Raw genomic sequence first — 23,020 nt, forward strand, 5'->3', positions numbered from 1 at the left:
CCCGGGATATTTGGAACAGGGAAACATTTGCAGGTCAGGGCCCGGCAGATGCGGGGAAAATGGTCTTGCCCCGGGGTTGGGCGGGAGTGCATCCGCTACAATCCGCCCTGATGGTGCAAAGCCGGTTCACCCGGCGCCGCCAAGCGGTTAGAACCGGGCGAAACAGGTCAAGGATCCCGTCATGCGCATTCCCGTTCCCGTTGTTCTCTGCATTCTCGATGGTTGGGGGTTGCGCGAAGAGCGCGAAGCCAATGCGCCCGCGCTGGCCGATACGCCGACCTATGATCGGATCATGGCGACCTGCCCCCAGGCGACGCTGGTCACCCATGGGCCCGATGTGGGCCTGCCGCGCGGGCAGATGGGCAATTCCGAAGTCGGGCATACCAATATCGGTGCAGGACGGGTTGTGGCGATGGATCTGGGCCAGATCGATCTGGCGATCGAGGATGGCTCCTTTGCGCAGAACGGGCCGCTGAACGACATGATCGCGGCCCTGAAGAAAAGCGGAGGTGCCGCCCATGTGATGGGGCTGGTGTCCGATGGTGGCGTGCATGGCTCGTTGGTGCATATCATCGCCGCCGTGAAGATCATTGCCGCTGCCGGGGTGCCGGTGAAGATGCATGCGGTGACGGACGGGCGGGACGTGGCCCCGAAATCGGCGCTGAGCTATATTGAGACACTGGAAGCCGCGCTGCCCGAGAACGCCGAAATTGTTTCCGTTTCGGGGCGGTATTACGCGATGGACCGGGACAACCGCTGGGAGCGGGTCAGCCTTGCCTATGGCGCGATGATCAAGGGCGAAGGGGTGGCCGCCGAAAGCGCGAAGGCCGCGGTCGAAGCCAGCTATGCCGAGGGCAAGAGCGATGAATTCGTTCTGCCGGCCGTGATCGGGGAGTATGCCGGGCTGGGGGATGACGACGGCTTCTATTGCATGAACTTCCGCGCCGACCGCGCGCGTGAGATCCTGGCCGCGATCGGTCAGCCCGGTTTCGACGGTTTCGACACCGGGTCGCGCCCGAAACTGGCCGCCTTCCTCGGCATGGTGCAATATTCCAACGAGCACAGCACCTATATGACCACCTGTTATCCCAAGCAGGATCTGGTCAACACTCTGGGCGAATGGGTGGCAAAGCACCACAAGACGCAGTTCCGTCTGGCCGAGACCGAGAAATATCCCCATGTTACCTTCTTCCTTGATGGCGGGGTCGAAAAGGCCAAGGAGGGCGAGGATCGCTACATGCCGCTGTCGCCGAAGGTGGCGACCTATGATCTGCAACCCGAGATGTCTTCGGGCGAGGTGACGGACAAGTTCGTCGAGGCAATCGAACATGGCTACGACCTGATCGTGACCAATTTCGCCAATCCCGACATGGTAGGCCATACCGGCGATATCGATGCGGCCGTCGCCGCCTGCGAGGCTGTGGACCGGGGTCTGGCCCGGGTGGTCGACGCGTTGGAAAAATCCGGCGGGGCGATGATCCTGACCGCAGATCACGGCAATTGCGAAACCATGATCGATCCTGAAACCGGCGGCCCGCATACCGCCCATACGACGAACCTGGTGCCCGTGGCGCTGGTCGGCGGGCCGGGCGGCGTGGCCTTGCGGGATGGCCGGCTGGCCGACCTGGCCCCGACGCTGTTGCAACTGATGGGGCTTGAGCAACCCACCGAGATGACAGGCAAGACCCTGATCGTCGGGGAGACCGCCCCGAAATGACCACCGCGCGCCGGACCTATGCAGGCCTGACCGCGCGAGCGGCGGCGCTTGGGCTGTTGCTGGGCTGCGCGCCCCTTGCACAAGGCGTTCTGGCGCAGGAGGCTCCGGCGGCGACGGCCGCGCGCGCAGCAGCCGATGCGCTGGAGGCCGCGCATATGCGGCTGGATGCGGCAGAAGGCGCGCGCGACCGGGTCGCGGCCCTGACCGAGACGGTGAAGGCCTATGAACAGGGCCTTGCCGCCTTGCGCGACAGCCTGCGCGATGCCGCCCGCCGCGAAACCGCCCTGCAGGACAAGTTCACCACGCAGAGCGAGGAGATTGCGGCGCTGGTCAGCACATTGCAGGTGATCTCGACAGAACCGGCGCCGGTCCTGCTGCTGCATCCCGCCGGTCCCATCGGGACGGTGCGCGCGGGCATGATGATGTCCGACACCGCGCCGGCCCTGGCGCAACAGGCGCGCGACTTGCGGGCCGAGCTGGACGAGGCCCGCGCCCTGCGCAGCCTGCGCGAAGGCGCTGCGGCCCGATTGCAGGAGGGGCTTCGCGGCGCCCAGTTGGCCCGGACCGAACTGAGCCAGGCCGTTTCGGACCGGCGCGGCTTGCCGAAACGGTTCTCGGCCGATCCCCTGAAGGTGCAACTGCTGGTCGCCACGACCGAAACCCTGCGCGAATTTGCGCAAGGCCTGCCCGATATCGTCGATGACGACAGCGTGACCGATGCCCCCGACCACGACCTGACGGGCCGCAGGGGGCGCATCCCACTGCCCGTCGCCGGCACGCTGCTGCGCCAGGCGGGCGAGGCCGATGCTGCTGGTATCGTGCGCCCCGGAATCCTTGTCGCCACCCTGCCCTCGGCGCTGGTGACAACACCGGTTGCCGCGACGATCCGCTACCTCGGCCCCTTGCTCGACTACGGAAACGTGATCATCCTGGAACCGCAATCCGGCGTACTCCTTGTTCTGGCGGGGCTGAAGACGGTATACGGAGAAACCGGAGAGGTCCTTTCGGCGGGTGCTCCGCTGGGCCTGATGGCAGGGCAATCGCGCGCAAGTGACGGGGTTGCACCGGCCGCAGCAACAGAAGAGGCTGGTCCTGCCTCCGACGAAACGCTTTATATAGAGGTCAGGCAGGATAACGTGCCGCAGGACCCCGCAGGCTGGTTCGAGATGACGAAGGAAACGCAATGAAGAGAAAATTCGCCCTGGCGGCCATCGGCGGCGCTGCCGTCGCCGTGCTGGCCACGACGCAGATCGCCCCGCCGCTTCTGGCGCAGGACAATGCCCGCGAGGCCGATGTCTATGGGCAGCTCGAGCTTTTCGGCGATGTCTTCGAACGGATCCGCAGCCAATATGTAGAAGAAGTCGATCCCGCCAAGCTGGTCGAAGCAGCCATCGACGGAATGCTGACGTCGCTTGATCCCCATTCCAGCTATCATCCCCCGGCCGAAGCCGACGCCCTGCGGGTCCAGACCCGCGGTGAATTCGGCGGACTTGGGATCGAGGTCACCCAGGAAGACGGCTTCGTCAAGGTCGTGACCCCGATGGACGGCACCCCCGCCGATCAGGCCGGTGTCGAGGCCGGCGATTTCATCACCCATGTCGATGGTGAAAGCCTGCTGGGTCTGACCCTGGACGATGCGGTCGAACTGATGCGCGGCCCCGTCGGCTCGGAGATCGTGATCACCGTGGTACGCGAAGGCGAGGCCGATCCCTTCGACATCACCATCACGCGCGACACGATCAAGCTGACCGCCGTGCGGGCGCGCACCGAGGGGCAGACCGTTGTCCTGCGGGTCTCGACCTTCAACGACCAGACCTTCCCCAACCTGCAGGAAAACCTGGAAGCCGAGATCGAGGCCGCCGGTGGGCTGGACAACATCAACGGCGTGGTGCTGGACCTGCGCAACAACCCCGGTGGTCTGCTGGTGCAGGCGATCCGGGTCTCCGATGCCTTCCTCGACAAAGGGGAAATCGTGTCGACCCACAGCCGCGATCCGGGCGATGGCGACCGCTACAACGCGACGCCGGGCGACATGATCGACGGCAAGCCCATCGTGGTGCTGATCAACGGCGGCTCTGCCTCGGCTTCGGAAATTGTCGCAGGTGCGCTCAAGGATCATCGCCGGGCGATCGTCGTGGGTACCAAGAGCTTTGGCAAGGGCTCTGTCCAGACGGTGATGCCGCTGCGTGGGGATGGCCAGATCCGGCTGACGACGGCGCGGTATTACACGCCCTCGGGCCGGTCGATCCAGAACCTTGGCGTCTCGCCCGATATCGTGGTGGAACAGCCGCGTGTCGATCCAGATGCCAGCGCGGAAGACGAAGTTCCGCTGGGCTTCTCGCGGTCCGAAGCGGATCTGCGCGGAGCGCTGGACAATGATTCGCTGTCCGAGGACGAGATCCGCCAGATCGAGGAAGAGCGCGCCAAGGCCGATGAAGCCGCCCAGCTGCGGGATGAGGATTACCAACTGGCCTATGCCATCGACATCCTGAAAGGCCTGTCGGCGCTTGGTCCCCAGTATCGCCTGGAAGCCGCCGCCGGCGGCGATGACGCGGCCGCTGCCAACCCCTAAGTCCTTGGTCCATCGCTGACCTGAAGGGGCGTTGCATCTGCAGCGCCCCTTTTGCGTGACTGGTCAGGGGGTGGGATCAGCGGGATCCGGATCATGGCAGACGATGCAGATCTTGTTGCCGTCGGGGTCCCGGAAATAGGCGCCGTAATAATTCGGATGATAGCGCGGCCGCAAACCCGGCGCCCCGAGGTCCGTCGCGCCGGTGGCAAGAGCCATATGATGCGTGTCGCGCACCGCGCCCCGGTCGGGCGCGAGAAAACCGATCATCGGCCCGTTTCCGGGTGCCGGTTCACCTTCGTAGGGCCGGGCTAGGAAGAACAGCGGGCGCGGTTGCCCAGGGGCACGCCAGGCGGCTTCCTCTCCGGGCAGGAACCAGGATTCCTGCAACCCGAGGCGCAGCAGCAGCGGCTGGTAGAAGGCGCGGGCGCGGTCGAAGTCAGAGATGGCGATGGTGACATGGCTGAGCATGGCGACAGGATGCCATGCAGTCGGGTCGCTGGGAAGCCTGCTGTGTGGGCGCTGCCGGTCAGGCGGCGTGCCGGGGGCTCTGCCCCCACGCCCGGTGACCGCTCGACGCGGTCTCCGGGCGTTCCTCCGGGATATTTTCCAACAGGGAAACATCAGGGGGGAGCGAGATTGGGCAGGGCCTAGAAGAAAGCCTGCAGACCGGTCTGGGCGCGACCCAAGATAAGGGCGTGGACGTCGTGCGTACCCTCGTAGGTATTGACCGTTTCCAGATTCATCGCATGACGCATGACCTGATATTCGATCTGAATGCCGTTGCCGCCATGCATGTCCCGCGCCATGCGCGCGATATCCAGCGCCTTGCCGCAGTTGTTGCGCTTGATCAGCGAGACCATCTCCGGCGAAGCCATGGCGCGATCAAATAGCCGCCCCGTGCGCAAGGCCGCCTGCAGGCCGAGGGCGATTTCGGTTTGCATATCGGCCAGTTTCTTCTGGTAAAGTTGCATCCCCGCCAGCGGCTTGCCGAATTGCTTGCGGTCGAGCCCGTAGGACCGTGCACGGAACCAGCAATCCTCGGCCGCGCCCATGACGCCCCAGGCGATACCGTAGCGCGCGCGGTTGAGGCAGCCGAAGGGTCCCTTGAGACCGGAGACATGAGGCAGGAGCGCCTCTTCGCCGACTTCGACGTTGTCCATGACGATCTCGCCGGTGATCGAGGCCCGCAGGGACAGCTTGCCGCCGATCTTGGGGGCCGTCAGGCCTTTCATGCCCTTTTCCAGCACGAAGCCGCGGATCGCGCCATCATGGGCTTCGGATTTGGCCCAGACCACGAAGACATCCGCGATCGGTGCGTTGGAGATCCACATCTTGGACCCGATCAGACGGTAGCCGCCCTCGGTCTTGATGGCGCGGGTCTTCATGCCGCCGGGATCGGAGCCTGCATCAGGTTCGGTCAGGCCGAAACAGCCGATCCATTCGCCGGACGCCAGTTTCGGCAGGTACTTCCGGCGCTGTTCCTCGCTGCCGTAGGCATAGATCGGGTACATGACAAGGGAGCTTTGCACCGACATCATCGAGCGATAGCCGGAGTCGACGCGTTCGACTTCGCGCGCGACAAGCCCGTAGGAAACATAGCCGGCACCGATGCCGCCGTATTCCTCGGGGACAGTCACGCCGAGCAGGCCCATTTCGCCCATCTCGGCGAAGAGGTCCGGTTCGACGCCTTCTTCGAGGTACATTTTCTCGACCCGGGGGGCGAGCTTTTCCTGGGAAAAGGCATGCGCGGTGTCGCGGATCATGCGCTCTTCTTCTTCCAGTTGATCCTCGATCAGGAAGGGGTCTTCCCAGGCAAAGCTGGACATGCCGGGGCGGTCCTTGTCCTTCAGTGCGGGTTTGACGGGCGTGTCCATGGCATCCTCCGGGTGTGTCGTTTCGCGGACAGGATAGGCGATGGACGGCGGCGAGGCTAACGAGTAATTCTGGCAGGGCTATGAGATTTCGGAATGAAGGGGACCCGGGTGCGCAAAGCATACACACCTTCGGTGGGCGAGCTTGAAGCCTTTTGTTCATGTGCTCGGGCCGGAACGACCACGGGGGCTGCACGGGACCTGGGCCTGACGCAAAGCGCGGTCAGCCGATCGATCGCCACGCTGGAGGACCGGTTGGGCGTGGCGCTGTTCCTGCGTGCGCGGCAACGACTGAGCCTGTCGGCTGCGGGCAGGGCCTTTCTGGCCGAGGCGGAGGATCTGCTGACGCGGCTCGATGCGGCGGCGACCGGGGTGATGGCCTTTGCCGGCCAGGCAGCGGTGCTGCGCATGGCCGTCCTGCCGAGCTTCGGCCGCAGTTGGCTGATCCCGCGCCTTGGGGCCTTTGCTGCGACGACCCCCGGCGTCGGGTTCGACGTGGCCGCCAGGCTTGCGCCGGTGGATTTCGAAACGGCGCCTTTCGATCTGGCGATCCAGCGCAGCCAGCACCGCAGCGCCGGGGCGCATCACCTGCATCTGCTGGACGAAGACATGGTGGCCGTTGCCGCCCCCGCCCTGATCCGGGGTGGTCCATTGCCGGATGGCGATCTGCTGGCCCTGCCTCTCTTGCAGCAAAGCACGCGGCCCGGCCTTTGGCCCGATTGGTTCCGCGCCGCCGGGATCGACCCGCGCCGCAGCCTGCGGGGCGCGCGGTTCGATCATTTCGACATGGTGGTGGATGCCGCCATCGCCGGGCTGGGCGTCGGTCTGGTGCCCGAAATCATCGCAGCGACCGCCCTGCGCGACGGGCGGCTGCGCCAGGCCTCGACCCGCAGGCTGGAAACCGGGCAGGCCTATACACTGATCTACCCCGATCGGAGCGCCGACCGGCCCGATGTGGCGCGCTTCCGCGACTGGCTGAGCGCGGAAATTGCCGGAATTTGGGCCTGAGCCCCCGCCGCGTTGCGGTTCGCGCAGCAGTAGATAGGATGCAGTGAAAATCAATGGAGTGCCCCATGACCCCCGAAGAGATCGCCGCCCTGCCCTATCGTCCCTGCGTGGGCGTGATGCTGGTCAATGTCGAGGGCCGGGTGTTCACCGGGCAGCGCAACGACATGCGACCGGGCGAGCCGCCTGCCTGGCAGATGCCCCAGGGCGGGATCGACGAAGGCGAATCGGCGCAGGAGGCCGCCCTGCGGGAGCTTTGGGAAGAAACCGGCGTGACCGCGGACAAGGTCAGCATCATCGCAGAAACCGGCGAATGGATTCCCTACGACCTGCCCCATGACATCGTGCCCCGCATCTGGAAGGGCCGGTTTCGCGGACAGGAACAGAAATGGGTTCTGATGCAGTTCCACGGCCAGGATTCGGACGTGAACATCGCCACCGAGCACCCCGAATTCACCGAATGGCGCTGGATGCCGGTCGGCGACCTGCTGGAAAACATCGTCCCCTTCAAGCGCGAGGTCTATGCGCGGGTGCTGGAGCTGTTCGCTGACGAGCTGATCTGACCTGTCTAGGTGCCGCGGTCCCCGACGCCGGCGACCGCGCCCCGGCTACTGACGCCAGTCGAAGAAATCATCCGCGACACGGGACAGCAGCTTTTCCGCCATCTCGCGGCCAAGGGCAGCACCGTCCTCGATCGGGGCGCTCTGGTCGTCGGCATGGGCTTCGGAGCCGTCGGGGCGCAGGATCTCTCCGCGCAGGCGCAGGGAGGTGCCGTCAAGATCTGCCAGCCCGGCGATGGGGGTTTCGCAAGAGCCGTCGAGACGGGCAAGGAAGGCGCGTTCGGCTGCAAGGCGTTGACCGGTGGGCTGATGGTGGATCGGCTCCAGCAGCGCAGCGGTAGCGCTGTCGGTCTGGCGTCGTTCAATGCCGATGGCGCCCTGCGCGATGGCGGGCAGCATGTCTTCGGGGGCAATGGCGCTGCGGGCGATTTCGGCCATGCCGAGGCGATTGAGCCCGGCCATGGCAAGAAAGGTCGCATCGGCCACCCGTTCATCCAGCTTGCGCAGCCGGGTCTGCACATTGCCGCGGAACTCCACCACGTTCAGATCCGGCCGGCGCAACAGAAGCTGGGCGCGGCGACGCAGGCTGGAGGTCCCCATGGTGGCGCCCCGGGGCACCTGGGCAATGGCTTCGAAACGGCGCGAGACGAAGGCGTCGCGAGGGTCTTCGCGCGGCAGGTAACAATCGAGGATCAGCCCCTCGGGCTGCTCCACCGGCATGTCCTTCATCGAATGCACCGCGATGTCGATGCTGCCTTCCAGCAGCGCCTGTTCGATTTCGCGGGTGAACAGCCCCTTGCCGCCGACTTCACGCAGTGCCTTGTTCTGAATCCTGTCGCCCGCGGTCGAGATCGGGACGATCCGGAAGGCCTCCTGCGGCAGGTCGAAGGCCGCGGCGATGCGGTCGCGGGTTTCCTCGGCCTGGGCAACGGCGAGGGGGGACCCTCGGGTGCCGATCTTTAGCGGGGCGGCGGGGCTTGGCAGGGCGTTTTTCATGCTCCGAGGGATAGGCGGGCGCAGGCGAGGGCGCAAGAGGAAGGGTGCGCGGGGCATGGGTGGCACCTTGAAGCAGGGATGTCGCGGCGCGGCGGGCGTTGGCACTGCCTCCGGCGGGGATATTTGGAACAGGGAAACATCAGGGGAGGCGCAGGAGAGGCAGGGTTTTCGGTGCTGGTGGGCGGGGGAATGGGGGCATCGGCTTGACAATCGGAGGGCGGACCGCGACCAGAAGGGGAAATGCTGGAGGGAAAAATGGCGCAGAAGACGATCCTGAGGGCCCTGGCCGGAGAGACATTGCCCACACCGCCGATCTGGATGATGCGGCAGGCCGGGCGGTATCTGCCGGAATATCGCGCGACGCGGGCGCAGGCGGGGGATTTCCTGTCGCTGTGCTACAACCCGGAACTGGCCGCCGAGGTGACCCTGCAGCCGATCCGGCGGTATGGTTTCGACGCCGCGATCCTGTTTGCCGATATCTTGCTGTTGCCTCAAGCGCTTGGCGCGGATCTGTGGTTCGTGACCGGAGAGGGACCACGCCTGTCGACGATCACCGACGCAGGTGGCATGGCGACGCTGAAGCCTGCGTCAGAGGTGCACGAAGTGCTGTCGCCGATTTACGACACCCTGAAGATCCTGAAGGGCGCCCTGCCCGAGGAAACGACGCTGATCGGTTTCGCCGGCGCGCCCTGGACCGTGGCGACCTATATGGTGGCCGGGCGTGGCACCCCGGACCAGGGGCCGGCGCACAAGCTCAAGAACGAAGATCCGGCGGTTTTCGACGCGCTGATCGAGCGGCTGATCGAGGGGACCATCGAATACCTTTCGGCCCAGGTCGAGGCCGGGGCAGAGGTGGTGAAGCTGTTCGACAGCTGGGCCGGGTCGTTGCAGGGAGCGGATTTCGACCGTTATGCTCTGGAGCCCATGCGCCGCATCGTGACGGCCTTGCGCGCCAAATACCCCGAGCTGCCGGTGATCCTGTTCCCACGCCAGGCCGGGCCGCGCTATGAAGGGTTCGCCAAGGCAACCGGCGCAAGCTGTGTCGCGCTGGACAATTCCGTCGATGCGCAATGGGCGGCATCCCATGTTCAGGTCGACGGCTGTGTACAGGGCAACCTGGCCCCCGGCCACATGGTCACCGGTGGCGATGAATTGGTTTCAGAGGTGAAACGCATTGCCGGAGCGTTTTCGCAAGGTCCGCATATCTTCAACCTTGGCCACGGTATCACACCGGATGCCGATCCCGAAAACGTGGCTCTGATGATCGAGACCCTGCGCAGCCTCTAGGCGGTATGCGCAGGCTCGGAGCGACCGACGGGGGCGGGCGTCGTCGGGGATGCGGCGGGGTCTTCCGCTGCCGGGTCAGCGGCCTCGCGGTTGACCTTGGCTTCACTTTGACGGGCGCGCAATTGCACGTTCAGGACCGCGCCGATCAGCACCAGGAAGGCGCTGATATACAGCCAGAACAACATCGCGACGGCCGCGCCAAGCGATCCGTAGACCTCGTTGTAATTGGCGAAATTCGACAGGTAGACCGAGAACCCGATCGAGGCCACGGCCCAGAACAACACGGCGAAGGCCGCCCCCGGTGTCACCCAGCCAAGTCGCGCGCCGGCGTTGTTGGGGCCGTAGCGGTAAATCAGGCTCAGCCCGACGTATAGCGCCAGGACAGCTGCCGCCCATCGTGCCAACTCCACCAGCACCGTCGCCAGGCCGCCAAGGGGCACGAAGCTCAGCACCACGGGCACCACGACCACCGAAGCCAATGTCACGATCGCAACCCCGATCAACGCCACGGTCAGGGCGATGGCAATCAGGTAGTGCAGCAGGGACGACCGGTTGTCTTCGCCGTGGATCTGGTTCAGCCCCAGGATCAGCGCTGCCACGCCCGAGCGCGCCGACCAGATCGCGATCAACAGCGACAGCGCCCCGGCCCAGCCAAGCGTGCTGCCGCTGGACGTGGTCAGCGTCATGATCTGTGCTTCGACTAGGGAATAGATCTCGGCAGGGATGATCTCTTGCAGCAATTGCAGCTCCTGCAACACCACATCGGGATCGGAAATCAGCCCCCAGAGCGCGATGGTCGCCGCAAGCGCGGGGAACGTCGCCAGCATGGCATAGAAGGCCACTCCGGCAGCGATCAGCCCCATGTTGAGCTGCCCCATGCGGGCAATGATGCCGCGTATCAAGGTCCAGATGTCGCGCAGGCTCATGGAATTCCCCTTCCGTCGGGGACAAGCTAGCCCGATGCTCCGACGCAGGAAATGGCCCGGGGCATTTTCACCAGCAACAGCGGCAGCAATGCATCGCTTCGTTCAGATCCGTCCTTGCAGCGGGGCGAAGGTGCGCCGCCCCTGTCCCGGGATCAGATCCATTTTGCCAACGGGGGCAGTGACATCAGGACCGCATTCGCGTCATGACCGGTCTCCAGCCCGAATTTCGTGCCCCGGTCGTAAACCAGATTGTATTCGGCATAGAGACCGCGATGCACCAGTTGCGCCTCCTTGTCGGCCTCGTCCCATTCGATACCGCGTCGCTTTTCAATCAGCGGCAGGAAGGCGGGCAGGAAGGCGCGTCCGACATCCTGGATAAAGGCGAAATCGGCCTCCCAATCGCCCGAACAATGATCGTCAAGGAAGATCCCCCCGACGCCACGTGCCCGCATGCGATGCGGGACATAGAAATACTCGTCCGCCCATGCCTTGAACCGCGGGTAGAAGTCCGCGTCGTGGCGGTCGCAATGGGATTTCTGCACGGAATGGAAATGCGCCGTATCCTCGGGACGTTCCAGACAGGGGTTCAGGTCCGACCCACCCCCAAACCACCACCCATGCGGGGTCCAGAACATGCGGGTATTCATGTGCACGGCCGGGCAATGCGGGTTCTGCATATGCGCCACCAGCGAAATCCCCGATGCCCAGAAACGCGGATCATCAGCCATCCCCGGCAGCCCCTTGCGGGCGGCCATCGCCGCCTGCGCGCGTTCGCCCAACTGGCCATGCACGGTCGAAACATTGACCCCGACCTTTTCAAAGACGCGCCCGCCACGCATCACGCTCATCAGCCCGCCCCCGGCGTCCGAACCGTCTTCAGAGGCCCGCCGCGTCTCACTCACCTCGAAACGACCCGGCGCGGTCCCGGAAAGCGGCCCCTTCACCTGTGCCTTCTCCAGCCTTTCGAAGGCCGCGACGATTTCGTCCCGCAGGCTGCGGAACCAGGCGCTGGCGCGGGCCTTTTCGGTGTCCATGTCTGCCATGAAGGCTCCCCTGTCATCTGGCCGGAAATACTCCGGGGTGAATTGAGGGCCCCTGGGGCCTCAAGAGGGGCAGCGCCCCTGCCCTGCGCCCGCTCTGAACGGGCCGAAGGGCTATATTCATTGCGGTAGCGACCGCTCTAAATGCGCTGGTGCGGCGCCTTGTTAATGTGCCGGTGCGGCGACGGAATCCAGCAGGCTACGCCCGCCGTCCACGGTCATGATCTGACCGGTCATGAAGGACGACGCCTCGCAGACCAAATATTGCACCGCCTCGGCCAGTTCGCTTGGCGGGGCGATCCGGTGCAGCGGGGTGTGATCCTCGATATCGGTGCGATATTCGCGGTTGTCCTTCAGCGTTTCCTGCAGGGACGAGGACATGACCGACCCGAAGGCCACAGCATTGACGCGGATCTTGTGCGGTGCCAGCGCCAAGGCCATGCTGCGCGTCATCTGATCCAGAGCCGCAGTCGAGACCGAATAGGCCATCAGGTCCGGGTGGGTGCGTCGGGCGGCGATCGAGGACAGGTTCACGATGGCCCCGTTCTGTCCGGATCCCTGAACACTGTCGCGCGCCTCGGCCTGCTTGATCATCCGCTTGGCAATGGTCTGGCTGACCCGCAGGGCCGTGATCAGGTTCTGCTGCAACAGCGTTTCGACTGCGTCATCATCGGGGTTCAGCGCATCCGACACCGCAATCTGACGCGAGGCATTGACCAGGATATCCACCTGATCAAAGGCATCCAGAGTCGCCGACAGCAGGTTCGCGATGGTCAGCTTTTCCCGCAGGTCGCCGGCGAAATAGCGGATATTGCCTTCGTCCTCGCCGATCTCGCCCAGCTCGGCCTGCAACCGGGCTTCGTCCATGTCGGCGAACATGACATTGGCACCCTTGTCGGCAAACAGCTTGGCGATGGCCAGGCCGATCCCGTTCGCGGCACCCGTCACGATGGCCGTCTTGCCGGCAATCGAAAAGCTCATCTCTGTTTTCCCTTTTGTCCCGGTGGCGAGCCTACTGCGCCGCGCGCAGCTTGGCGAGACCGGCTGCCGCGGGGCTGGAGCCCGCGCAACAGCTTGAAACTGCGGTTTCCGCCGAATTCACCCGAATCGACGAAAAGCTCGTCCAGCAGCGGTTCGTAGGGCAGATGCCGGTTGGCGACCAACAGCAGTTGACCGCGCCCGTTCAGCCCGCGCGCGGCGGCGCGGATGAAATCGCGGCCAAGCTCCGGATCGGCGGCCCGGCTGTTGTGAAATGGCGGGTTCATCACCACCGCGTCCAGCGGCGTCTCGGGCTGCCAGTCGCGGGCATCGGCCCAGTGGAAGGCCGCACGCGTATCGGTGACATTGCGGCGCGCGCAGGCGAGCGCGCTGTGATCGGCCTCGACCAGGTCCAGCCGCGTGACTGCGGAGGCCTTCAGCACCGCGGCGGACAACCAGCCCCAGCCGGCACCCAGATCGGCCACCCGGCCCTTCAACGCCGGCAACGCCTCGGCCAATAGGGCCGAAGCCGGATCGACACCATCGGCCGAAAACACGCCGGGCAAGGTGGTGAAGCCCGGCACGACCTCTTGCGGGCCGGCCACGGCCCAATCGGCGAAATCGCCGTCCTGCATCCAGAACATCCGGCCATGTGCCTTGTTCACAGGGCCTTCGACAGTAGCGCGACGCCGGCAATCCCGAAAGACCGAATCGATGCCGTCTTCCTTCTGGCCATCGACGATCACCGGCCCGGCGGTCATGGTACGGGCGGCAGCGATCAGCCCCCGCGCCTGCGCCTTGGCCCGTGGCAGGCAGACAATCACGGCCGCAAAGGCCCCATCGGCCTTTACAGCGCACTCCGGTCCCAAGGCACAGGCATGGCCGGAGGCGCGAAAGGCCGCATGATCAGGATAAAATCCGGTGACGATACGCAGGCGATCCTTCGGCAGGGCCGTCAGATCTGCCCCCGCACGCGGGGCGAGCACCGCAACAGGACCATCGGGCAGCACAAGGCCACCCTCGTCCAGGGCGAGCGGCAGGCGGGATCCGATCATGGCCGGATCTATTCCTTTTCCATCGTGCATTGCAGCGGATGCTGATGCTTGCGGGCGAAATCCATCACCTGGGCGACCTTGGTTTCCGCGATCTCGTGGCTGAAGACGCCGACGACGGCGACGCCCTTCTTGTGCACGGTCAGCATGATCTCGAAGGCCTGAGCATGGTTCAGGTGGAAGAATTGCTCGAGGATCAGCACGACGAATTCCATCGGCGTGTAATCGTCGTTCAGCAGCAGCACCTTATAGAGCGGCGGGCGTTTTGTCCGGGTACGGGTCTCGACGACGACAGAGGCATCTCCGTCATCGTTGTCGTTGTCTTTGTCCGCCATGGAGATCGGCCACAGGTTCATCATTGCGCTCATCCGCCCGGTTCGGGCAATTGTGGTGCTGGAATCAATGCGTCTATATAGCGTCTCGACCCCTGTTTGAAAGGGGGCGGGAAACCAAGGTTACCCGGAAATGCCACAAAAAGTCACGACAATCGGTTTCGATGCGGATGATACGCTCTGGCATAACGAGGTCTTCTTTCGCGTCACGCAGGAACGTTTTGCAAGCCTGCTGCGCGACTATGCCGAGCCGGGTGACCTGGAAACCCGCCTGTTGGCGGCCGAGCAGCGCAACATCGGCCACTACGGATTCGGTATCAAGGGCTTTGTCCTGTCGATGATCGAGACCGCGATCGAGATCACCGATGCCCGCGTGCCCGCCGCTACCATCCGCGAACTGATCGACGCCGGGCAGGAGATGCTGCGCCACCCCATAGACCTTCTGCCCCACGCTCGCGCCGCCGTGGAATCCACCGCCCGCACCCATCGCGTCATCCTGATCACCAAGGGCGACCTGCTGGACCAGGAACGCAAGCTGGCGCAATCCGGCCTCGGGGACCTGTTCGATGCGGTCGAAATCGTCTCGGCCAAGACCGCGACGGTCTATGCCGGTATCTTCGCCCGCCACGGCAACGGCGCTGACCGCGCCCTGATGGTGGGCAATTCGATGAAATCCGACGTGCTGCCCCCGATCGAGGCCGGCGGCTGGGGCGTCTTCGTGCCTCAGGGTCCGGCCTGGGCGCTGGAACACGCCGAACCACCGGCCCGCGATGATCATGCCGCGCGTTTTCACCAACTCGACGACCTGGCGGCCCTGCCCGCATTGATCGACGCCATCGGCTGACATGGGGGCACAATCGGCAGAAATCCGCACCCGAAACTTCGGATCACGCGGACTCACAGGGCCTTGAAGCCCTGTTTTTCAACGTCCGCTGTTGCGAAATTGCCTAAAATCTTCGGCACGGGATGGCATTTATTGTAGGTTAACAGCGCCTTACAACCAGATGTAGGGTGCGTTAAGATTCCTCTCCAAACCCCTAAAAACAAAGGGCTTTGCGTCAATATTCTGCTGTGCTACCTTTTTTGGATAACATCGCCAGTCGGATAACCGGCGGCGGAAAAGGCAGTTGCGGCCATCCCGGTCGCCTTGAGGCAAATAGGTGAGCGACGTGACGAAGCGGCAGGTCTGGCCAGCCCTGAAGGGGCTATTTTCGACATTCTTCGCAATTCTCTGTGCGGTCGGGATGATGACCGGCGCAGCCCGGGCAGCGCCCTATGCGGCAATCGTGATAGACGCGCGGACGGGCGAGGTCCTGCATTCGCGCAATGCCGATACGCGCCTGCACCCGGCGTCGCTGACCAAGATGCTGACGCTCTACATTGCCTTCGAGGCCGTCCGCAATGGCGAGATCTCGCTTGATACGATGGTCACCGTGTCGCGCAACGCCTCGTCGGAACCGCCGTCGAAGCTGGGGCTGCGTACCGGTCAGAAGATCAAACTGCGCTACCTGATCCGCGCTGCCGCCGTCAAAAGCGCCAATGACGCGGCCACCGCCATCGGCGAAGCCATCAGCGGGTCCGAATCCGCCTTCACGGCCCGGATGGATCGCACCGCCCGTGCCCTGGGGATGAGCCATTCGACCTTCAAGAACGCCCATGGCCTGACGAGCACCGGGCACATGTCGACCGCCCGCGACATGGCCAACCTGGGCCGCCACCTGTTCTACGACTACCCGGATTACTACAACCTGTTCGGGCGTACGACGACCACGGTGCCGGGACGGACCCTTTACAATACCAACCGCAAGTTCCTGGCCGCCTATCGTGGCGCGGACGGAATCAAGACCGGCTATACCCGGGCCGCTGGCTTCAACCTTGTCGGCTCGGCCGAACGGGGTGGCGTCCGGATCATCGCGGCCGTTTTCGGCGGCAGCTCGACCCCCTGGCGCAATCAGCGCATGGCCGAACTGCTCGACATGGGCTTTGACCGCGCCGACAAGTCGGTGACCACCCGCAAACCCAGCCTGCCGAATTACACGCCTCAGGATCCGTTGCTGATGTCGGGCCGCGAAAGCAACAGCCTGCGCGCCGTCACCGCCAGCCTGCGCCCTGTCGCCCGCCCAGAACGCCCCGCCCCGGCAGAACCCGCGCCTGCCAATGTCGCCGGCATTGTCGAACCCGAGATTCCCGAACAGCTGGCCCTTGCCGAGGGCGATCAGGACAACGATCCGCAAATCGAGGACATGCTCGCCCGCCAGGTTGCCGCGCTGGCCCCCACAGGGGCGACAGCGACGGCCACCGATGCCGCCTATGAACCCGCGGCTCCGGCTGTGCTGCCGCCGGAAGTCCCGGCTCAGATCGCCGCGACAGCGGAACCACAGGCTGCGACCCAACCGGTCATGCTGTCGAGCCTTGCGATCACGACGCCCAAGATCTTCCCCAAGGCCCGCCCCGGTGATCTGCTGGGCCAGTTCCCTGCCGCTCTGCCGGCCACGCCCGGATCGACGGCATCGACACAGAGCGCCGGCGAAGTGGTCGTCACCCGCCGCACCGACGCCGGCGAAGCCAACTGGGCCGTGAATGTCGGACGCTTCAACACCGAAGGCATCGCGGAACGCGCCCTGCTGACCACCGCCCTGTCGGAAATCGAGACTCTGGACGGCGCCGGGCGCAAGGTCGTGCGCGGGCCGCGTGGTTTCGACGCCACCTTCACAGGGCTGACACGGGACGAAGCCGACCGGACCTGCCAGCGGCTGGTGGCGCGCAGCCAGACCTGCTTCATGCTGCATCCGGGCACCTGACCCGAAGCTGATCCACATGCGAAAAGGGCGCCCGGTCGATGACCCGGCGCCCTTTTTCCTGCTGTCCTGACCGCGAGCGATACGCGGATTCAGGGTTGCGGATGGTTGTCCCATTGGTCCGACAGGATGCGTTGGGAATTGCCGTCCGGGTCGTCATATTGATTGGCCCGCAGGCTCCAGACAAAGGCGACAAGCCCGACTGCCCCGAGAAACAGGGAGATCGGGATAAGCCAGATAAGCACGTCCATTGGATTTACCTCAATCGCAGCGCGTTGAGCGACACGGTGATCGAACTGGCCGACATGGCCAGAGCAGCGATCAGGGGCGAACACAGCCCCGCAACGGCCAGCGGCACAGCGATCACATTATACAGTGTCGCAATGCGGAAGTTCTCACGAATCCGCGCCGTTGCGCGAGAGGCGGTCGTCAAAGCCCCCGGAATGGGCGCCAGATCGCCACCCAGCAGCACGATATCGGAGGCAACCCGCGCAGCATCCAGCGCCGAGGCGGGTGAAATGCTGACATCGGCAGAAGTCAGCGCAGCGGTGTCGTTCAATCCGTCGCCCACCATCAGTACCTTGTGGCCTTCGGCCTGCAGAGCCGCAATGCGCGCGGCCTTGTCGCCCGGCAGCGCCCCGGCCTGCCAATCCTCGATCCCCAGCCGTTTTGCCAGGTCCGCCACCGGCCCGGCACTGTCGCCCGAGATCAGCAGAACCCGGCGGCCCTGGGCACGCAATGCCGCCACGGTGCTTTCCGCGCCCTCGCGCAGGCTGTCGGCAAAGCGCAGCTCAACCGGATCCGCCCTGCCCGATTGCAGCCATGTCGCGGTTTGCGGACCCGCCTCGACACCAAGCCAGTGCGCCCGGCCAAGGCGCAGGGTCATGCCATTCCACTGGGCTTCGGTCCCGAAACCGGGCACTTCGCGCAGCGCCGTCACGGCTGCGGGTGTCACCTGCCCTGTCAGGGCCGTGCGGATTGCGACGCTCAGCGGATGCGACGAGCCCTGCGCGAGGCCGAGCGCCAGCGCCTGATCTTCGCGCGACAGCGCCTCGGGGTTCAGCAGGCGCGGGGTGCCGGTGGTCAGCGTCCCGGTCTTGTCGAAAACGACCGTGTCGACAGCAGCCAGACGTTCCAGCGCGGTCTCATGCTTGATCAGCATCCCGCGCCGGAACAGCCGCCCGGAGGCAGCCGTGGTCACCGCCGGCACCGCCAGCCCAAGCGCGCAGGGGCAGGTGATGATCAGCACCGAGGCCGCGATGTTCAGTGCGAGCCGCGCATCGCCGCTCCAGGCCAGCCACCCGATGAAGGCAAGCGCCGCCAGGATATGCACGCCGGGCGCATATAGCCGCGCCGCGCGATCGGCCAGCGGGGTGTAGCGGCTGCGCCCGCTTTCGGCCAACGCGACGAGATCAGCCATGCGGTGCAGCGAGGTATCGCGCCCGACCGCCGTGGCGCGCAGGGTCAGCGGGCCGGTCAGATTGACCTCGCCCGCGCTGACGCGCTGCCCCGGCGCGGCGACGACCGGCAGGGTTTCCCCGGTCAGCAGGGCGCGGTCCAGTTCGGAATGGCCTTCGGTGATCTCGCCGTCCACCGGCAGGCGGGCGCCGGGGCGCAGGCGGATCAGGTCCCCGACGACGACTTCGGCAATGGGCAGCAGGACCTCTTGTCCGTTGCGCAGGACAGTGGCACGGGGAACCTCCAGCGCCGTCAGTTCCTCTGCCGCCGATCGGGCGACGGCGCGGGTCCGGTGGTCCAGGTAGCGCCCCCCCAGCAGAAAGAAGGTCAACGTTAGCGCCGCGTCGAAATAGGCGTCTTCACCTGAAAGCGCGGTTTCCCAGACCGAAGTGACCAGAGCCAGCAGGATTGCCAGAGTGATCGGCACATCCATGTTCAAACGCCCAGCCTTCAGCGCACCCCAGGCGCTGCGAAAGAACGGCTGCCCGCTGAAGGCAATGGCCGGCAGGGCGATCGCCGCCGAGATCCAGTGGAACATGTCGCGGGTGGCGTCCTCTGCCCCCGACCAGACCGAAACCGACAGCAGCATGACATTCATCGAGGCAAAGCCCGCCACCGCCAGCCGCATCAGCAGGTCGCGCCCGGCACGGTCGGTGGCCGTGGCCGCAATGCTGCCAGCGTCCAGCTCATGCGCCTCGTAGCCTGCGGCCTCGACAAATGGGATCAGGTCGGCCGGGGTGAGGCCCGGCTCGGTCTCGATCATGGCGCGCTTCAGGGTCAGGTTGACCCGCGCCCGCCGGACCCCCGGCTGCCCCTGCAAGGCACGTTCGACCTTGTCCATGCAGGCCGCACAATGCAGGCCGGGCACCGACAAGGTAATCTGCGCCGGTCCCATCACGCGGGCGGCCCGGTCCTGCGCCAGCGGCGCGGCGGCGCAGGCGGGACAGGCAGACAGACTGGCCGTTTCGCCCATGTCAGCGGATCACGTGCAGGACGACCCGCTGGCCGAATTCCGTGCCGTCTTCGGCAATCGCGGTCATGCGGATGTTCCAGTTCCCGTCCGCCAGTTCCAGCGGCGCTTCGTAGAAGCTGCCGTTCCAGGCAAAGGCCGGGCTGATGTCCTCTGATGCGATAGTGGCGCGCCCGACCACCGCGTGCAGTTCCCGTGCGCGGACCGGCGTGCCATCGGCATCGGTGATCTTCAGATGCACCATCCCGTCCTGTTCATCGGCCCAGATGGTCCAGCCAAGCGCCTCTTGCGCGACGCGGCGGGTGTCGAATTGCTGCGAGGCGACATAGGAGTTCTTGACCTCCAGCCCCGGAAAGGTCCGCACCGCCTGGGTCGCCATGAAGATATTCACCCCGATGATCACCGAAAAGGCCGCGACGAACCCCGCCAGCACATGCCAGCCCTTCAGTTGAAAGCCCGGCTTTGCGGATCGTTCCAATGCCTCGTCCATCAGTTTGCCCTTCCGTTGAAGACCGTATCCTTGCTGGCCCGCTCTCCGCTGTCGAGGTCTTCGATCCAGAAGCGGAATTCCGTGCGATCGATGCTTGCCGCCGGGGTCCCGGCCGGCGCGGTGACATAGACGCGGGCCAGACGGGCGCTGTCGGCGGGCACTTCAAGCGTGCCGTCTTCGCTGCCCTCGACCTCGACCTCCAGGGAGGGATCGCCGGCCAGCGCCATGCGGAAGGGCCGCGCATCGCCGCTCTTGTTGCGCATGCGGATGTCATAGACGTTGCGGATGGCGCCATCGGACAGGGTGATGAAGGTCGGGTTGCGCACCGGGGCGACGGTCATGTCGATCTCAGGGCGGATGAACAGGGCAAAGAGCATCGCCAGCCCGATCCCCGCCCAGAGCACTGTATAAAGAATGGTGCGCGGCCGCAGCACGTGCTTCCAGATCTTGCGCGGTTCGGCCCCGGCGCGTTCGGCATTTTCATCCGTCAGTGCCATGTAGTCGATCAAGCCGCGCGGCTTGCCGATCTTGTCCATCACGTCATCGCAGGCGTCGATGCACAGGGCGCAGGTGATGCAGGCCATCTGCTGGCCGTCGCGGATGTCGATGCCCATTGGGCAGACGTTGACGCAGGCGTTGCAATCGATGCAATCGCCCAGGGTTTCCTTTTCCGGCACCGCACCGCCCACGCCGCGGGGCATGCCGGGCATGGGGATGAGCGGACTTTGCCGCCCCTCCTTTGGCCCGGTGGCGCGCAGGTCGCTGTGGGCAGAATCGGCGGCAGCCTGCATCTTGGCCCGGCGGCGGTGCTTGCCGCGCGGCTCTCCGCGCCACTCGCGGTAGGCGACGGTGATGGTTTCCTCGTCCATCATCGCGGCCTGGATACGCGGCCAGGGACAGGCATAAATGCAGATCTGTTCGCGAGCGAACCCACCGAACAGGAAGGTCGTGAAGGTCAGGATCGCCATGGTCGTATAGGCGACCGGATGCGCCGTCAGCGTCACCAGGTCATGCAGCAGGGTCGGCGCGTCGGCAAAATAGAACACCCAGGCGCCGCCGGTCCCCAGCCCGATCAGCAACCAGATAGTCCATTTCGTGACCCTTAGCCGGATCTTGCGCAGGTCCCATTTCTTTTGCCGGTGCAGGCGCAGGCGCGCGTTGCGATCGCCTTCGATCCAGCGTTCGACAAGGATGAACAGATCCGTCCAGACGGTCTGCGGGCAGGTATACCCGCACCAGACCCGGCCGAGCGCCGAGGTGAACAGGAACAGCCCCAGCCCCGCCATGACCAGAAGCCCGGCGACGAAATAGAACTCATGCGGCCAGATCTCGATCCAGAAGAAGAAGAACCGCCGACTGCCCAGATCGACCAGCACCGCCTGATCCGGCAGGTTCGGCCCCCGGTCCCAGCGGATCCAGGGCGTCAGGTAATAGACCCCGAGGGTCAGCACCATGATCACCCATTTCAGCCGGCGAAAATTACCCGAGACCCGGCGTGGGAAAATAGGTTCTCTGGCGGCGTATAGCTGGGGCTCTTGCTCGTTGGCAGTCACTGGGGCGACTCGCTTTATCCAAGGTATTTCCGGATCCTTTTGTCAGCCGGATCGGGGCGAAACATTGACCTGCATCAAATGCCATATTTTCGCCGAATCATTTCCCAAAGAGTTTACAACCAGCAGGACAAATCGCGAAATGGCGTCGGCGCCGATCACTCGGTGCTGTCCTGCCCCGCCGCGTGATCCTGCCAGGTGCCACTGATCTGCCCACGGACCTGGGTGCGGATCCAGGCCGCGAAATCCCGCGCCACGGGGCGCATCGTTTCGGGGCGCGTGACCAGAAAGTACCCTTTCTTGCGGCGGTCCTCATACAGCAGGCGCAGCCGCCCGGCGGCGATATCGGCCTCGACGAACGCGCGGGCGATGACTGCGACGCCGCGCCCGTCCCGCGCCGCGTCCACCATCAGGTTCCCGGGCAACGAGGTCACGCCCATGCGCGTGTCCAGGTCCTCTCCGTGGTGGCGCAGGAAATCGCTGGCCTCGGATGTCCCAAGCTCCTGCAGCCAGGGATAGGCCTGAAGATCGCCCGGTGCGATCTGCCCGTTGCCCGGCACAAGATCAGGCGAGGCGACGATGGCGATCGGCGTGTCGATCACCAGTTCGCATTTCAGGCCCGGCCAGTCCCCGGCGCCATAGCGCAGGGCCACATCGACGCCACCGGGGCCGACCTTTTTCAGGGTCGGAGTCGGGTCGATCATCAGCGAGGTGCCGGGATAACGCCGCTGGAAATCTGCCAGCCTCGGCATCAGGAAAGAGGTCGCGAAGGCGGGGGTGCAGGAAACGGTCAGCGGCCGACTGGCATCCTGACCTGTAAGTCTTTCAATCAGGTACTCAATTTGGACCATGCCGCCGATCATCGCCTCGGCCAGCTGCTTTCCATCTTCGGTCAGGACCAACTGCCGCCCGGACCGATCCACCAGCGCCACACCCAGATGCGCCTCCAAGGTCTTTATTTGCTGACTTACAGCCGCGTGGCTGACATTCAACCGCGCGCCAGCCTCGACCGTCGATCCGGTTTCGGACAGGGCTGCAAGGGCACGGAGCGCCGTCAGGGGCGGGAGGGATATCCAATTGATCATGTAAGCTGAACTTACACGAAGTCAGGCTTTCTGAATAGGGCGATGCCGCCGGGTGCTGTAGATCTGTGAGCAGAGACAGACATCAACCAGCCCGAAGGAGGCCAGACATGCTGAACATCTACGCAAGAAGCTTCATGACCGCGACCCGTTCCGAAAAGCGGGTGTCCAACGCCAGTCGTCACCCCGACGCGGTGCTGCCCCGGCTAAGCGTCCCGGCTGGTCGCACGGCCGACTCCGTGCCTGACCGGACCACCGGCAAGTCGCGAGGGTAGCGTCATGGACCCGATCATCTATCGCCCCCTCGATATGGTCTCGGCACGCGCGCGCCATGCA

At 65.0% G+C, this 23,020-nt stretch carries 22 protein-coding genes; 9 read left to right on the plus strand and 13 right to left on the minus strand.

Annotation, left to right across the window (positions count from 1 at the left end; translation table 11 throughout):
* Nucleotides 1-181: 181 nt before the first annotated feature.
* From gpmI to PSAL_RS11725, 3 genes are read left to right on the plus strand one after another with little or no spacing between them, the layout of a single operon-like run.
* Nucleotides 182-1,717 (plus strand): 2,3-bisphosphoglycerate-independent phosphoglycerate mutase, encoded by a 1,536-nt coding sequence (gene gpmI / locus PSAL_RS11715; protein WP_119838571.1) that lies wholly within the window; start codon nt 182-184, stop codon nt 1,715-1,717.
* The gene (locus PSAL_RS11720; protein WP_119838572.1) at nt 1,714-2,904 is read left to right on the plus strand and encodes a murein hydrolase activator EnvC family protein; all 1,191 of its coding nucleotides are present in this window, start codon (nt 1,714-1,716) and stop codon (nt 2,902-2,904) included. The genes gpmI and PSAL_RS11720 overlap by 4 nt, the downstream gene beginning before the upstream one ends.
* Nucleotides 2,901-4,289, plus strand: a complete 1,389-nt coding sequence (locus PSAL_RS11725; protein WP_119838573.1) for a S41 family peptidase — start codon at nt 2,901-2,903, stop codon at nt 4,287-4,289. Before PSAL_RS11720 ends, PSAL_RS11725 begins: the two co-directional genes overlap by 4 nt.
* Before the next feature lie 63 nt (nt 4,290-4,352).
* Here PSAL_RS11725 and PSAL_RS11730 read toward each other — a convergent pair whose 3' ends face one another.
* Nucleotides 4,353-4,757 carry a VOC family protein gene (locus PSAL_RS11730; RefSeq protein WP_119838574.1) on the minus strand — a complete coding sequence of 135 codons (405 nt, stop codon included), beginning with the start codon at nt 4,755-4,757 and terminating at the stop codon, nt 4,353-4,355.
* Between the two features lie 179 nt (nt 4,758-4,936).
* Nucleotides 4,937-6,163 carry an acyl-CoA dehydrogenase gene (locus PSAL_RS11735; protein ID WP_119838575.1) on the minus strand — a complete coding sequence of 409 codons (1,227 nt, stop codon included), beginning with the start codon at nt 6,161-6,163 and terminating at the stop codon, nt 4,937-4,939.
* A gap of 108 nt (nt 6,164-6,271) precedes the next feature.
* Between PSAL_RS11735 and PSAL_RS11740 the strand changes: the two genes are divergently transcribed.
* A complete protein-coding gene (locus PSAL_RS11740; protein WP_119838606.1) occupies nt 6,272-7,168 on the plus strand; it encodes a LysR substrate-binding domain-containing protein in 897 nt (298 codons plus the stop codon).
* Between the two features lie 65 nt (nt 7,169-7,233).
* Entirely contained in the window at nt 7,234-7,728 is a 495-nt protein-coding gene (locus PSAL_RS11745; RefSeq protein ID WP_119838576.1) for an RNA pyrophosphohydrolase, read from the plus strand.
* A gap of 45 nt (nt 7,729-7,773) precedes the next feature.
* On the opposite strand, the gene hemC is transcribed toward PSAL_RS11745, so the two are convergent.
* Nucleotides 7,774-8,721 carry a hydroxymethylbilane synthase gene (hemC, locus tag PSAL_RS11750; RefSeq protein ID WP_119838577.1) on the minus strand — a complete coding sequence of 316 codons (948 nt, stop codon included), beginning with the start codon at nt 8,719-8,721 and terminating at the stop codon, nt 7,774-7,776.
* Between the two features lie 255 nt (nt 8,722-8,976).
* Here hemC and hemE point away from each other — a divergent pair, with 255 nt between their 5' ends.
* Nucleotides 8,977-10,008 carry a uroporphyrinogen decarboxylase gene (gene hemE, locus PSAL_RS11755; RefSeq protein ID WP_119838607.1) on the plus strand — a complete coding sequence of 344 codons (1,032 nt, stop codon included), beginning with the start codon at nt 8,977-8,979 and terminating at the stop codon, nt 10,006-10,008.
* On the opposite strand, the gene PSAL_RS11760 is transcribed toward hemE, so the two are convergent.
* The 5 genes from PSAL_RS11760 to clpS form a co-directional block, all read right to left on the minus strand.
* The gene (locus PSAL_RS11760) at nt 10,005-10,934 is read right to left on the minus strand and encodes a YihY/virulence factor BrkB family protein (protein WP_119838578.1); all 930 of its coding nucleotides are present in this window, start codon (nt 10,932-10,934) and stop codon (nt 10,005-10,007) included. The two genes, hemE and PSAL_RS11760, sit on opposite strands and share 4 nt — an antisense overlap.
* A 152-nt stretch (nt 10,935-11,086) precedes the next feature.
* Entirely contained in the window at nt 11,087-11,977 is an 891-nt protein-coding gene (gene hemF / locus PSAL_RS11765) for an oxygen-dependent coproporphyrinogen oxidase (RefSeq protein ID WP_119838579.1), read from the minus strand.
* A 162-nt stretch (nt 11,978-12,139) separates the two neighbouring features.
* Nucleotides 12,140-12,955, minus strand: a complete 816-nt coding sequence (locus tag PSAL_RS11770; RefSeq protein ID WP_119838580.1) for an SDR family NAD(P)-dependent oxidoreductase — start codon at nt 12,953-12,955, stop codon at nt 12,140-12,142.
* Nucleotides 12,952-14,007 carry a class I SAM-dependent methyltransferase gene (locus PSAL_RS11775; protein ID WP_119838581.1) on the minus strand — a complete coding sequence of 352 codons (1,056 nt, stop codon included), beginning with the start codon at nt 14,005-14,007 and terminating at the stop codon, nt 12,952-12,954. The genes PSAL_RS11770 and PSAL_RS11775 overlap by 4 nt, the downstream gene beginning before the upstream one ends.
* Before the next feature lie 8 nt (nt 14,008-14,015).
* Nucleotides 14,016-14,339 carry an ATP-dependent Clp protease adapter ClpS gene (gene clpS, locus PSAL_RS11780; RefSeq protein WP_231388501.1) on the minus strand — a complete coding sequence of 108 codons (324 nt, stop codon included), beginning with the start codon at nt 14,337-14,339 and terminating at the stop codon, nt 14,016-14,018.
* Between the two features lie 130 nt (nt 14,340-14,469).
* On the opposite strand from clpS, the gene PSAL_RS11785 reads away from it, so the two are divergent.
* Together PSAL_RS11785 and PSAL_RS11790 are read left to right on the plus strand one after the other, a co-directional pair.
* Nucleotides 14,470-15,180, plus strand: coding sequence for an HAD family hydrolase (locus PSAL_RS11785; RefSeq protein WP_119838583.1), 711 nt, complete (start codon nt 14,470-14,472; stop codon nt 15,178-15,180).
* Between the two features lie 400 nt (nt 15,181-15,580).
* Nucleotides 15,581-17,137, plus strand: a complete 1,557-nt coding sequence (locus PSAL_RS11790) for a D-alanyl-D-alanine carboxypeptidase family protein (RefSeq protein ID WP_119838608.1) — start codon at nt 15,581-15,583, stop codon at nt 17,135-17,137.
* A gap of 89 nt (nt 17,138-17,226) precedes the next feature.
* Here the strand turns inward: PSAL_RS11790 and ccoS are convergent, their stop codons facing one another.
* The 5 genes from ccoS to PSAL_RS11815 form a co-directional block, all read right to left on the minus strand.
* The gene (gene ccoS, locus PSAL_RS11795) at nt 17,227-17,385 is read right to left on the minus strand and encodes a cbb3-type cytochrome oxidase assembly protein CcoS (RefSeq protein ID WP_119838584.1); all 159 of its coding nucleotides are present in this window, start codon (nt 17,383-17,385) and stop codon (nt 17,227-17,229) included.
* Between the two features lie 5 nt (nt 17,386-17,390).
* Nucleotides 17,391-19,565 carry a heavy metal translocating P-type ATPase gene (locus PSAL_RS11800; protein ID WP_119838585.1) on the minus strand — a complete coding sequence of 725 codons (2,175 nt, stop codon included), beginning with the start codon at nt 19,563-19,565 and terminating at the stop codon, nt 17,391-17,393.
* Nucleotide 19,566: 1 nt separating this feature from the next.
* Nucleotides 19,567-20,052 (minus strand): FixH family protein, encoded by a 486-nt coding sequence (locus PSAL_RS11805; protein WP_119838586.1) that lies wholly within the window; start codon nt 20,050-20,052, stop codon nt 19,567-19,569.
* Nucleotides 20,052-21,605, minus strand: a complete 1,554-nt coding sequence (locus tag PSAL_RS11810) for an RdxA/RdxB/FixG family protein (RefSeq protein WP_119838587.1) — start codon at nt 21,603-21,605, stop codon at nt 20,052-20,054. Before PSAL_RS11810 ends, PSAL_RS11805 begins: the two co-directional genes overlap by 1 nt.
* Before the next feature lie 155 nt (nt 21,606-21,760).
* On the minus strand, nt 21,761-22,687 hold the full coding sequence (locus tag PSAL_RS11815) for a LysR family transcriptional regulator (RefSeq protein ID WP_119838588.1): 927 nt from the start codon (nt 22,685-22,687) through the stop codon (nt 21,761-21,763).
* Between the two features lie 107 nt (nt 22,688-22,794).
* On the opposite strand from PSAL_RS11815, the gene PSAL_RS11820 reads away from it, so the two are divergent.
* Nucleotides 22,795-22,959 carry a hypothetical protein gene (locus PSAL_RS11820; protein WP_196222747.1) on the plus strand — a complete coding sequence of 55 codons (165 nt, stop codon included), beginning with the start codon at nt 22,795-22,797 and terminating at the stop codon, nt 22,957-22,959.
* The last annotated feature ends 61 nt before the right edge of the window (nt 22,960-23,020 follow it).

The organism is Pseudooceanicola algae (genome assembly GCF_003590145.2).
GTDB classification, from domain to species: Bacteria; Pseudomonadota; Alphaproteobacteria; order Rhodobacterales; family Rhodobacteraceae; genus Pseudooceanicola; species Pseudooceanicola algae.